The following is a 12896-nucleotide window of genomic DNA, read 5'->3' as shown; positions in this document are numbered from 1 at the left end:
TGGAAGGCACTACAGGATGTGGAAGCTGGCTGGCATTTTGTAAAGGTTGAAGCCATAGACGAAAATGACAACGTATTAAGTTCGAGCGAAGGAAAAGTATACATACCGCATATCACACAATATGCCTTTATTTCTGATATTGATGATACCGTAATGATTTCGCATTCGGCAACAATTGGAAGAAGGTTAAGGGAATTATTTATTAAAAATCCGCGTACACGAAAAACTTTTCCTGATGCCGCAAAGCATTACCAGCAACTGGCCCTGTCGCATACAAACCGAAATCAACCCAATCCATTTTTTTATGTAAGTAGTAGTGAGTGGAATCTTTACGATTATTTACTTGAAACGTTCAGGTTTAATAAACTGCCCGATGGCGCCTTTTTATTAAATACCTTGAAACGTTGGAGTGATTTGGTGAAGACTGGAAAAACCGGACATGAAGGTAAACTGCTACGGGTAATGCGAATTTTAGATGCTTTCCCAAATCAGAAATTTGTATTTTTTGGCGATAATTCACAGCAGGATCCAACAATTTACACTTCAATTGTAGAAAAATATCCGGATAATATTGCGGCTGTTTATATCAGAAATATTCGTCCTGAAAAGGAAGAAGAAACTCGAAACTTACTTGACAAAGTGAAGGCTAAAAATGTGAGCGCACTTTTGTTTAATGACAGTTCGGAAGCGATTGAGCATTCCAAGTCAATCGGCCTCATTCAATAGTTCAGGATTGAAGGATTGCTTAATGCTGCACTAAGAAATTGATTTCCCAAAAGGAGTAAAAGCTAGGTTCATCAACTTAAAATGCTGTCGACCGAATGGAATTCCGATAATTGTGATGCAGAATAAAAGTCCGAAAAGCAGGTGAGTTAAAGCTATCCAGAAACCGCCACAAACCAGCCATATAATGTTCATTACTGTTGACAGACAACCTGTGTTTGAAGATGTATCGGTTATTTTAACGCCAAAAGGAGCTAAACCTACGATCGCAAATTTAAAGCATTGTATGCCAAAAGGAATCCCCACGATGGTTAGGCAAAGGATTAGGCCACCAATGATATATTCAAAAAAAATAAAAATTCCCCCAAAAATGATCCAGATAATGTTGCCTAAAAAATTCATCTCGTTTTTAAATTAAGATCGCCTTTAGCGATAAATGTTACAAACAGGCAGTTGATTTCACTTTTTTCATTATCCAATTCTTTTTAACTTAACCTCACACACAAAAGAAACACATTATGAAAAAATTGTTAATTTCTGCAGCGCTAGCTGCCTGTTTTGCGTTGGGTAATGCAAAAGCACAAACTGTTAATGGCGTAAGAGTGAGTGAAATCAAGTCTGATTACATTCAGGTTAAAAGCGTTAAAAGAACATTCTCTGATAAGGTTTTCATCTCCCTCGAATATGGTCAGAACGTACCTCATATCGAAGATAGTTATGTGAAAGATGATAATGGTAAAAGAATGGAATTTGATTCAGCACTTCAGTTTGTAAATAGCTTAAAGCACTCTAATTTCGAGTTATTTCAGGTTTTTTCTGAGCAAGCAGGAGCTGATTATAGTAGACATGTATATGTGTTTAAACGAAAATAAATCAACGCTTTTTTAAGAAATTAGAGATAACTACTAAAAAGATAACTATCTAAAGCAAAACGCCAGCAATAAATTTATTGCTGGCGTACATCATATTTTCACTGATTTATTTCGATCAGATTAAACTTAAATCTACCAGAATTTAAATAAAATCCAGGGTATTAAATTTCTTATTCAGGATATCGGCATTATTTACATCGAGCCACTTATCTAAAATTGTTCCATAAACCTGTCTAAAATCGAGTTGATATTTCAAATCTCCGGTATCCAAATCGCCTAAGTTCGGAGCGGCGTTGAATATGCCTTGTTTTTTCAATCTTCCACCAAACACAAACATATTGTTTGCCGTGCCGTGGTCTGTTCCGTTACTGGCATTTTGTTCTACACGACGTCCAAATTCTGAAAACGTAACCACCAATGTATCTTCCAGTTTATTATTGGTTTTTAAATCTTTTAAGAATGCAGCCATGCCATCGCTATATTGCTTGAGTAAGTTTCCTTGTTGATTGAGCTGATTTACATGGGTATCAAACCCACTCAAAGAAACGTAGTATACTCTGGTTTTTAATCCCGAAGAAATGAACTTTGAGACTGTTTTTAACTGATTGGCAAAACCACTTTGAGGATAGGTAGCCTGTGATTTATAAATTTTTGATGTATTTTGAATGTAACTGGCTGAAGATTGCGTTTCGATCATCGTTTTATACAAATAACCCAAATTATCTTCATCTAAATGTTCTTTATCGCTTTGCAGCATGGCTTTGAAAAACGGGTCGTTGGTATTTCGATAAAGGGCTGCAGGATCTTTCAGTGCAATTCCTTTTTTGGTTTGCCCTTTCATGGCCAGCGAGAGCGAATCATCAACTTCAATGGCCGTGTACGGAAACTTACAGGTTTGGCAATTGCTATCTAAATATCGGCCAATCCACCCGGTTGATAAAAACTGATTGCTATCGCTTCCTGTTTGCCAAATATCCATTGAGCGAAAATGCGAACGATCGGGATTTGGGTAGCCAACATCATTGATAATGGTCATCCAACCCTGATCATAAATTTCACGTAAAGCCTGCATATTCGGATTTAAGCCTTGCATATCATTCAGCTTAATTACTTCCTCAGGTTTAATTGCTATGCTTTTTCGCTTTTGATAATAAATATCGTTTCCAAAAGGTATAACAGTATTTAAACCATCGTTGCCACCAGAAAGCTGTACCACTACCAAATTTTTATATAAGCTAAGCTCATCCAAAGCCATTGCTTCGAGCGGTTTCATAAATGCCGGAACGAACAATGAGCCAGCGGCTACGAAACCAGTATTTCTCAAAAAATTTCTTCTGTCCATTTTAATAGTTCTTTACTTACGTTTTGGTAAATGATTTATGATTAAAGAAGGCCAAGACTATTCACAATCATGTTATTTTAACAAAGTTGATATTCGGGCATGCTGGTAATTTCTACGGCCGTGCTTCTTAATCCCTTATTATCGCTCACCATTTTAACAATTTTATCTGTCAGCCTAGGTTGCAATAAAAATTCAGTTAATTCGAGTGGTGTTAAACTTTTTGGAAGCGTATCTAAAAACTTCGTCCAATCTGCATTGGCATTAACATAGGATTTTGGTTTGCCATTATTTGCGTTAGTGGTGGCGGTTCTACTCAAAGCAATAACGGCCTCATCTTCAGGATCTGCTTTGCCGCTGAAATCGATCTCTCCGTCATTTAGCACCAGTGAAGGAATACGCATTCTTAGCATGAGCGAAGAACTATCAATCCAGTTTTGACCACCTGGCCAACCTGCCACATTTGGAGGATTAAATAAATATTGCCCCAGACTACTTTGCAGTTGAATTAGAACTGATGGTTTGTTATACGTTACAAAAAACTCACGGCTCAAACCAATCAAAAATTCTGCAGGAGATTTAATTTTAGTGCCCACATTCTCCAGACTGTAAAACCATTCAGAAGTAAACATTTTCTTCATCAACTCACTGATATCGTATTTCGATTGGTAAAAATGTTCAGCCAACTCTTTTACATGGGCTTCGTTAGGATTATCGTTCACAAAAAACTTATAAACTTTTCTGCTGATGAAAGAAGCTGTTTCAGGTTTTTCGAGGATAATATCAATAATGTTTTCACCTTCAAAATTTCCAATTTTCCCGAAGAAAGTTTTAGTACCATCATCGTGTTGGTTTTTTCTGAACAGGAAAGTTCCATCCTTATCGTAGGTCCAGCCTGTAAAAGATCTTGCCGATTCCTTTATATCTTTTTCGGTGTAATTACCCCTCCCCAAAGTGAAAAGCTCCATTAACTCGCGGGCAAAGTTTTCGTTTGGTTTACCTTTCTTATTCTGCTGGTTATTGAGATATTGCAACATCGCCGGCGATTTGGATACCTCTATTAAAAGTGTTCTGAAACTGCCTAAACCATGCTGCCGCTGAATATTGTTCAGCTGTTGCGCATACATCGGATTGTTATTCCGGCAGGCAAAGTGGCCATGCCAAAATAGGGTCATCTTCTCCCGCAAGGGTGTTTCGGTATTGATCATCTTACTGACCCAGGCTATGTTCAAATCTCGGCTAACCTCATTTTGCATTTGAACAATCTCCCGACGCATTTTTTTTTCCTCATCTGTCAAATCCTTTTTTGAATAAAGCCCAGCCTGTACGAGCATCTGCCTTTTGGATTCACTATCATTCACTAGCGTAATGGGATCATCTTTTTTTGAATTCTGGAGCAGAGCGTCCACCACTTTATTGATGTTTTTTTTGCTCAGTTTGCTTAAATCGGTATATGAAATACCGAAACCGGCTCTGTTGTAAAGATGCTTTACTTGGATAAAATTATCTTTAGCGCTCATAATCATAATGGACAATTTAACAGTATGACTTAATTAGAACGCTTAGGTTTAATGTTTGTTTTGTTTCTTATTTTTGCGCATGTTTTTCCAACTCTCTGAAGATGAACTTATTTTTCCTGATCCCCGCCTTGCAGAAGCCGATGGTTTGCTTGCTATTGGCGGAGATTTGAGTGTAGAAAGATTACTAAATGCCTATTCCAACGGGATATTTCCCTGGTTTAGTGAAGGAGATCCTATTTTATGGTATGCCCCGCTTGAACGCTGTGTGATTTTTCCTGCCAAGATAAAAATCAGTAAAAGCATGAAAAAGGTACTATCTGATGAGACTTTTGTAATTACTATTGATGAGGCTTTCGAGGAAGTAATTGTAAACTGTGCCAACACGCCGAGAAAAGGGCAAGATGGAACATGGATTACCAATGAAATGCAGGAGGCCTATATTAATCTCTATAAATTAGGATTTGCTCATAGCATAGAAGTATGGCTTGATAAAACTTTAGTTGGTGGTTTATACGGTTTGAAGATGAATAGTGTGTTCTGCGGCGAAAGTATGTTCAGCCATGTAAGCAACGCCTCAAAAGCCGCATTAATTTATTTAAGCAAGCTGAATATTGATTTGATTGATTGCCAGTTGCCGAATGATCATTTAATGAGTTTGGGGGCAGAAATGATCAGCAATGAAGCTTATTTAGAAATTTTGCAGCAAGAACAGCCTATATAAAAAAACCTGCAGAGTATAGCGCTGCAGGTTTTGATTTATAATTCTCTTACCCAAATGTTTCTAAAACTAATCGGAGGGCTTGGGTCGCCATGATCTTGTAATTTAATCGAGGCTGCACCATGTTTTTTGTATTCCGGAGCGCCAATCCATCTGGTCTCTCCTTTTAAAACGTAGTTGTTCTGAAGTAAAATACCATTTAAAAATACCGTAACCGAAGCTGGTTTCTCAACGGATCCATCAGCTTTGAAACGGGGAGCATTCCAGATGATATCGTAGTATTGCCATTCACCCGGTTTTTTATTCGCATTTGCCAAAGGGATACTTTGTTTATAAACGCTTCCGGTTTGTCCGTTTACATAGGTTTTATTATTGTAAGTATCCATAATCTGGATCTCATAACCATCATCGCCACCACCTGTAGAAGCTAAAAACACACCACTGTTGCCTCTAGCCTGACTTTCTCCAGATATGTTGGTTGGAATTCTCCATTCCATGTGTAGTTGATAATTCGTAAACTTCTTATTTGTTTCAATATTTCCGGTTCCTTTTTTCACGGTAAAAAAACCATCGTCAATTGTCCATGCAGCCGGTTTTGAAGGATCTTTAACTGAATGCCATTCATCCAGATTTCTTCCATTAAATAACACGATGGCATCTGAAGGCGCATCCTGAGGAAGATTTCCCGGGGTGACCACTTTCGGAACGGGTTCCCAGATTTCTGTTTTCGCTGCCTCTTTTGCCGGATCGGTTTTCTTTTCCTGTGCAAGTGCTGACATGCCAAATAATGTTGGAATAAAAAGTAATGCGTACTTGTTCATAATTGGTATTTAACTTTTTAAAGTTAACCAGTTTATTAAGAAATGGAAATTTCGTATTGAATTTATTACTACAAATCGCTTGAGATGATCGTTTCTTTGATAATGATCTCATCCGGTTCCAAATCTAATTCCTTTTGTTGCTCTGCCAAATCACGCATTGGACAATAACCGGTTAAACCACGATATAATAACCCGGCACCAACAGCTGCTCCGGTTACACCAATTACAGGATGCGAAAAAACACTGGTAATACCTTTAAATAATAAATAGCTTCCAACTATTCCTGAAAGGATTCTTTCAGATCTTGAAGTGTTTTGAAATAATTCGGGATATTTCCATGCCTCTTTAACATTGTTAAGGGCTGTATTTAAATTTTCATTTGTCATGATGGTAGATTTTATGTTTACCTAATAACAAATTGATCTTAATACAGTTTTAATAAAGATTTAGTAAAATTTATTTCAGCAAATCCCGTATATCGTCTTTACTCAATGATTTGAAGAAACTTTCTTCTGTGGTAATTAGCGAACTCGCCAGCGATTTTTTGCGGTTTTGCAACGCAAGAATTTTTTCTTCAACCGTATCTTTTGCGATGAACTTATAAATGAAAACTTTTTTGTCCTGCCCGATACGATGTGTCCTGTCAATGGCTTGTTGTTCTACCGCCGGGTTCCACCACGGATCGAGGATAAAAACGTAATCAGCCTGGGTTAAATTTAAACCTACACCGCCAGCTTTTATCGATATTAAGAATACTTTCAAATCGGTATTCTGCTGAAATTCTGAAACAATTTCACCACGGTTTCGGGTTGCGCCATCCAGGTAAGCAAAAGGAATGTTTTCGGCCTCAAAATGTTTCTTGAAAATATCCAGGTGTTTTACAAATTGTGAGAACACCAAAACCTTATGACCGCCTTTCAGAACATTATCAAGGGTATGGATAACATTTTCAAACTTTCCGGAATCAGACTCGTACTCGTTATCGATCATCACGGGGTGGTTAGCCAACTGGCGAAGCGCTGTTAAACCCTGTAAAAGCTGAACTTGTTTTTGAGCAAAAGTGCCATCATCCATGCTTTGCAATAAATCGTTTCGATATGCCGATTTTGTTTTTTCGTAATAGGCCGCCTGATTCTCACTCATGTCGCAGTAAATTACCTGTTCCGTTTTTGGTGGCAATTCGGCTGCCACCTGTTCTTTCGTTCTGCGAAGCACAAATGGCTTTATAATAGATTGAAGCTTACGGGCTTTCTCCTCGTCCTTTTTCTTTTCTATCGCCTGAACATATTCATCGTAGAAAAATGCCTGGGTGCCTAATAAACCAGGGTTGAGGAAGGTAAGCTGCGACCATAAATCGCCTACAGAGTTTTCAACCGGAGTACCACTTAAAATTAGCCTGTATTTGGATTTTAAACTTCTCACCGATTTGAAAGACTTTGAAGCCGGATTTTTAATATTCTGGCTTTCGTCCAGTATGACATAATTGAAGTAGAAATTTTTCAATTCTTCTACATCCACGCGAGTTACGCCGTATGTAGTAATCACGATATCGTAATTTGCGAAATTGGCCACATCCTTGTTTCGGTTACTACCGGTGTGGGCATATATTTTAAGTTTTGGCGTAAACTTTTTCGCTTCTGTTAACCAATTATAAATCAATGAGGTAGGCATGATAATTAACGAAGTTGCATGCAAACCCCTAGCCTGGTCATCTTCTTTCACTTTTTGCAGCATCGCCAGAGTTTGGATGGTTTTACCCAAACCCATGTCATCAGCCAGGCAGCCGCCAAAATTATATTCCCGTAAAAAACTAAACCAGTTATAACCTGCCTTCTGATAATCACGCAAACTGCCTTTAAAATTGATGGGCATTTGTGTATCGGCAATATCTTCGAAATCAGTTAAACGTTGAAGTTTACGCTCTAAAGTCACATTTGCTAAGCTATCTTCAGCTAAATCGTTAATTAAACCAATATGGTGTTTCTTAAGCTTCAGGTTAGCACCTGTTTCCGCAAGACTAAACAAACTACCATATTGCGTAAACCATTTTTCCGGAATGATGGCCACCTCGCCATCGGGCAATAAAAACTCACGGCGTTTATGTAAAATGTGTTGTTTTAAAGATAAAAATGGAATCTGGTATTTCCCGAACCACACCACGGCGTTGATATCAAACCAATCGTTACCTTCTTTAACTTCTAAATCTATTTTATTGGCACCAAAAACGAAACGTTTCTGCCCTGTTGATTGCTCAATTTCAAAACCTGCAGCCTGCAGTATTTCAATATGCTCGTTTACCCAGTTAATTGCGGCATAACTTGGATTTTCCTCCTCCGCGGCAACCTCGAGATTGCTAAAAAGCGAACTTGTTTTTTTTAACCCCAATGATAACAGCAAATTAAACTGCTTCTTTTCCCAGTCTGCCGATCTTTTAATGCGGTGGAAAATATAATTATCAGCAGTTTTTTCTAAACGTACCGTTACTTTATGTGCATTTTCTACCGGAAAAGTATATTCACCGTACTTGAAGAATAACTGTATTTGTGATAGCCCACCATCAACATATAAAACTTTAATTACCGGTGTGGCTTCAAACTGCTCTGTTCTGATTTCAAATCCCTCGGCATAAACATGATGCTTTTCAATCAATGGTGCTACAAATTTTTCAAAATAAGTTGCTTCAGTTGATTTTGGTATGGCAATATATCGTTTAGCTAAAAATGGCTGGAGTTTTTTTCCTTCAATATCCTGATCAAAAAAGTAAAGCACATCATTTAATAATAACCATGCAGGTTTATTGCTAATGATTTGCGCTTCCTTGAACATGAATTCGATCCGGAGGTTTTGATATTTGATGGTCGGAAAATACCTGGTTTCGGTTTCATTTCTACGAAAATGAAAAAGGATTGACGCGGGTTCGGTTGCGAGTTCTATTTTACGCTCTACCGGCCAACCGTCTTTATCCATTACATAAAGCTCATTTTTTATTTTAAGTATCTCAAGCGCTTCCGCGAGTTTCTTCTCAATTTTTGGCCGTACATTTTCATAAAACTTGGTATCGAAAATCTTTGTAAAAAATTCGGTTGGCCTGATTAACTTTTTGTAAAATTTTTTGATGATCGAATCTTGTTCAATATCGTCTAAAATCTTAATTAGTTTATAATCGGTATCGGTCAGGCAGGCGCCGAATTCTTCAGCCGTATGCGTAAAAATTCGTTGATAGGTAAATGAAAAATCACCTTGCGGATTTAACTGAACAATGTGAGGTTCAATTAAATAGCCTAAATACTCATGTTTGCACAAGGAGTACACCACTTTACAAGCTTTAGAACTATCGACGCGTAACATTGATGGGAAATAAAATTTTTATAAGCTACCCGCTTAAAAAACTCTAAACTTACAATATTTTAGGATTACATCAAAAGAAGTGTAACATTTTTAGGAAAGAAAGATAATAGCGTTTAAACCTGTTTAAGGACATTATTGACTAATCACGATATCATACTTGTGCAGTAAGCCACCCAATCCTGCCTGCGAAAATCTGGCTTTTTTGATGCGGTTTTTGTCTGGATCGATGGAAAAGTTACTGGCGCTTCTAAAATCAACTTTTTCCAAAATCGTCCTATCGAAAGTTGCTCCCGATAAATCACAGTTTTCAAAAGATGAGTTGGATAAATCACTTTCAGAGAAATCAACTTCTTGCAACTGCGTATTTTTAAAGGAAGTTTTTTTTAGTTTAAGCTTGTAAAACGAAGAGTGATCGAGTTTGCAGTTATTGAAAGTGAAGGCTAAGCCGAAATCATTACAGTTTTCAAAGCGTAAACCTAACATTTTGCAATCGCTGAAATGAATATCGTTTAGCGCAGTTTTGGTTAAGCTTGCCATACTCAAGTTACAGGCATTGAATTCACAATCAAGAAACTTTACACCACTTAAATCAGAATTAGCGAAATTACAATTGATGAACTTGCAGTTCTCATATTCTGCCTTTGGCAAAGCCCTTATGCTGAAATCTTCTCTATCAAATGTTTGCTCGGCGATATAATTTTCGGACATTGGAAACCTTCGTTATGCATGCGAAGATAAAAATTATACCTTATTTTTTGTCCGTTGATTAATCATTTTCTACAAATGACCAGTTGATTTTTAACAGCTTGGTATACTGCCAAAAACAAAAAACCCTGGTGTTTTGCACCAGGGTTGGATATATAATGACCTCATAGGTAGAGGGAATTTTCAAATATTATCCTTGTGTTTTTGCTGTGTTTTTTAAAGCATCGTTAGCAACGATTACAATTTCTACACGACGGTTAGCTGCACGACCTGCATCAGTTTCATTATCTGCAATTGGTTCTGCAAAACCTTTACCAATTGTTACTAATCTTGAAGCCGGAACACCTTGTGAAACCGCATAAGCTTTAACAGCTGCTGCTCTTCTTTCTGACAATCCTTGGTTATATTGTTCAGTACCACGGCTATCAGTATGTCCAATTACTTTAATATCAGTATCCGGATATTGATTTAGTGAAGCAGCTAAACTCTGAACATTTGTTTTTGCAGCATCTTTAAGCGCTGTTTTATCAAAGTCGAATAAAATTCCGCTATCAAATTTTACAATGATACCTTCTCCTTCGCGAATAACTTCAGCATTAGGAATTGCTTTCTGAATTTCTGCAGCCTGTCTGTCCATTCTACGACCAATAAAAGCTCCAGCTGTACCGCCAATAGCACCACCAATTAATGCACCAACAGCCGTATTACCAGCTTTTTTACCAATTAATGCACCAACAACACCACCTGCAGCAGCACCAATACCCGCACCTTTTTGTGTTTTAGTTAAACTATCACAACTTTGGAATGCCATTGAACCTACCGCTAATCCTATACTTAATGTTGCTATTTTTACTTTTGAAATACTCATAATAATCTAGATTTATAATTCTACAACACGTATTCAAACACAATGCCAAAAAACATCCTGTTGAAGTTTTAATTAAATTTTAATGTTGCGACCTACTCAAAAAAGTTGTTGAGCATAAAAAAAGAGCTTCTGTTAAGTGAAGCTCTTTTAGATTGTATCATTCTTAGTACAAATGTTAAGCAGAAAAATAACTCTCTAATTCTTTAAGTGTATTTTCATCTGTTGCAAAATCTTTGATGATTCGGCCTTTTTCAACCAGAATTATCCGATTGCACACGTCTGTTACATGATTTAAGTCGTGGCTGGAGATGAAAGTGGTCATATTGCCAGGATATTCCTTCAATAATTTTTTTAATCTAATTTGCGTCGTTGGATCAAGGTTGGCAAACGGCTCATCCAGAATAAGTAGTTCGGGCTTTTGCATCAATGCCGCAGCAATACCTACTTTATTTTGGTTGCCTTTGCTAAAATCGCGGATATATTTCCCACTATTTAATATCTCACCATTAAAAAACTCCCCATATTGAGTCAAATAAGTCCCTACATCAGCTACGCTCAAATTATTTAAGCTACCAATAAATGTGAAATATTCTTCAGGTGTGAGGTAATCGATCAAAAAGCCTTCATCTAAAAAAGAAGCTGTATAATCTTTCCAATTGTCACCGTTCATTACGTTTTCGCCTTTTGATAAAACGACACCTTCTGTCGGGCGGATCAAATCCAGTAACATCCTGAAAAATGTTGTTTTTCCGGCACCGTTATTTCCGACCAAACCAATCGTTTCGCCTGGTTGAATTTGTAGGTGATTAATGTTTACAACTGTTTTGTCGCCGTAAACTTTCTTCAAACTTTTTATTTCAAGTATCATAATTATTCTCTAAAGCCTTCGGCTATTTTATAACGTTGTTTTTCAAATTTTGCTGTGATCAGGTTAACCCAGAAACCCCGCATCAATAGGTTAGCTAATCCAAATATGCCAACTGCAAACAATCCCCAATAGGGTTTATCTGTTAAACCAAATGGCAGATAAATTAATATGGGAAGCAACAGAAACGGAAAACCCAATATCCACTGCGTGGCGCCTACGCCTTGCCAGTTAAAACTTGCGCTTTTATTGATTTCTAATCGTTTGTAATTTAACGTTGCAAAGTATAACACGATGACCGTTCCAAAACCAATGTTGTATAAAAAGGCCGCCAGATGAAGTAACAATAGTTTTGGACTTAAAAATCCGTAGAAACTAGCTAACAAAGTAATGATGATAGAGGCAATTGTGAAGAGTAAAAACTTTGCTTTTATAAAATTTTTCAAATCAATTTTGTTGGTGAGTAAGCCATCGAAATGAGCACTTTGCCAGGCAAACATAAACTGCCCGTAGGTTAAGATTGAGAAACCCGTCATGAAGATCGCCGCAAAAATCATCATCCCAAAAGAATCGGCATCGATCATAGGTTTTTTGTAAAAAAGAAACCCATAAAACAGGAAAAGAAATCCCATAAGCACCGAATTTCGAGGTCGTTTATGGCGAATAACCAGTTTTAATTCTAGTGCCGCTAACTCTCCAACCTTTCCAAAACGATTTAAGAAGGCATAGTCTGTACTTACTTTTTTCTCCTGTTTGGAACCAAGTTCTTCGATATACAAATTGCTACGTAAAAAACTGGAGTTAATATAGAATGCCACAAAAGCCGCTAGGGTGAAACCAAATCCCAAATACGGCCTTTCTCCAATGGCACGGAAAACAAAGTCAGATACGTTGATTAACGAAATAACTTTAAAATACTCCAGGGCGGCAAAAATGGCAATAACGATAATGCCACCTAGCGTGAAAAGCAAATTTGTAATTGATTTTCTTTTGATATAAAGGATGAGGTAATTGTTAAATAAAGTAATTGAAATAATGGAAACAATATACATAATAGCAGCAAAACCGCCGTATTCATCGATAATCTCCATGAAAATGAAAGGGAAAGTGTGTACGT

The 12896-nt window shown here is 37.3% G+C and carries 13 protein-coding genes; 3 read left to right on the top strand and 10 right to left on the bottom strand.

All coding sequences use genetic code 11. The features are described 5' to 3' along the window. On the top strand, positions 1-726 hold a 726-nt coding region (locus tag ON09_RS17765), incomplete at its 5' end, for a phosphatase domain-containing protein (protein WP_010602416.1). Positions 727-756: 30 nt separating this feature from the next. Here ON09_RS17765 and ON09_RS17760 read toward each other — a convergent pair. Next, the gene (locus ON09_RS17760) at positions 757-1125 is read right to left on the bottom strand and encodes a YccF domain-containing protein (RefSeq protein ID WP_010602415.1); all 369 of its coding nucleotides are present in this window, start codon (positions 1123-1125) and stop codon (positions 757-759) included. A 116-nt stretch (positions 1126-1241) separates the two neighbouring features. On the opposite strand from ON09_RS17760, the gene ON09_RS17755 reads away from it, so the two are divergent. Continuing rightward, entirely contained in the window at positions 1242-1595 is a 354-nt protein-coding gene (locus tag ON09_RS17755) for a hypothetical protein (protein WP_010602414.1), read from the top strand. A 142-nt stretch (positions 1596-1737) separates the two neighbouring features. Here ON09_RS17755 and ON09_RS17750 read toward each other — a convergent pair whose 3' ends face one another. Together ON09_RS17750 and ON09_RS17745 are read right to left on the bottom strand one after the other, a co-directional pair. Next, a complete protein-coding gene (locus ON09_RS17750; RefSeq protein ID WP_010602413.1) occupies positions 1738-2937 on the bottom strand; it encodes a DUF1501 domain-containing protein in 1200 nt (399 codons plus the stop codon). Between the two features lie 77 nt (positions 2938-3014). Then, positions 3015-4454, bottom strand: coding sequence for a DUF1800 domain-containing protein (locus tag ON09_RS17745; protein ID WP_039842764.1), 1440 nt, complete (start codon positions 4452-4454; stop codon positions 3015-3017). Positions 4455-4533: 79 nt separating this feature from the next. On the opposite strand from ON09_RS17745, the gene aat reads away from it, so the two are divergent. After that, positions 4534-5175, top strand: a complete 642-nt coding sequence (gene aat, locus ON09_RS17740; RefSeq protein WP_010602411.1) for a leucyl/phenylalanyl-tRNA--protein transferase — start codon at positions 4534-4536, stop codon at positions 5173-5175. Between the two features lie 35 nt (positions 5176-5210). Here the strand turns inward: aat and ON09_RS17735 are convergent, their stop codons facing one another. The 7 genes from ON09_RS17735 to ON09_RS17705 form a co-directional block, all read right to left on the bottom strand. Beyond that, positions 5211-5993: a 3-keto-disaccharide hydrolase gene (locus ON09_RS17735; RefSeq protein WP_010602410.1), complete on the bottom strand. Its 783-nt coding sequence runs from the start codon at positions 5991-5993 to the stop codon at positions 5211-5213. A gap of 68 nt (positions 5994-6061) precedes the next feature. After that, a complete protein-coding gene (locus tag ON09_RS17730; RefSeq protein ID WP_010602409.1) occupies positions 6062-6379 on the bottom strand; it encodes a YgaP family membrane protein in 318 nt (105 codons plus the stop codon). Between the two features lie 70 nt (positions 6380-6449). Next, a complete protein-coding gene (locus tag ON09_RS17725; protein WP_010602408.1) occupies positions 6450-9341 on the bottom strand; it encodes a DEAD/DEAH box helicase in 2892 nt (963 codons plus the stop codon). A gap of 132 nt (positions 9342-9473) precedes the next feature. Further along, on the bottom strand, positions 9474-10049 hold the full coding sequence (locus tag ON09_RS17720) for a pentapeptide repeat-containing protein (RefSeq protein WP_010602407.1): 576 nt from the start codon (positions 10047-10049) through the stop codon (positions 9474-9476). 187 nt (positions 10050-10236) lie between these two features. Then, the gene (locus ON09_RS17715) at positions 10237-10914 is read right to left on the bottom strand and encodes an OmpA family protein (protein WP_010602406.1); all 678 of its coding nucleotides are present in this window, start codon (positions 10912-10914) and stop codon (positions 10237-10239) included. Positions 10915-11089: 175 nt separating this feature from the next. Continuing rightward, on the bottom strand, positions 11090-11782 hold the full coding sequence (locus ON09_RS17710) for an ABC transporter ATP-binding protein (protein ID WP_010602405.1): 693 nt from the start codon (positions 11780-11782) through the stop codon (positions 11090-11092). 2 nt (positions 11783-11784) lie between these two features. After that, positions 11785-12896 (bottom strand): DUF5687 family protein (locus tag ON09_RS17705; protein WP_010602404.1); only part of this gene is annotated, 1112 nt, incomplete at its 5' end.

Origin of the sequence: Pedobacter agri PB92, from assembly GCF_000258495.1 — a bacterium.
GTDB lineage: Bacteria > Bacteroidota > Bacteroidia > Sphingobacteriales > Sphingobacteriaceae > Pedobacter > Pedobacter agri.
Note: the sequence above shows the minus strand (reverse complement) of the source record. Positions and strands in the feature narration are given on the sequence as shown.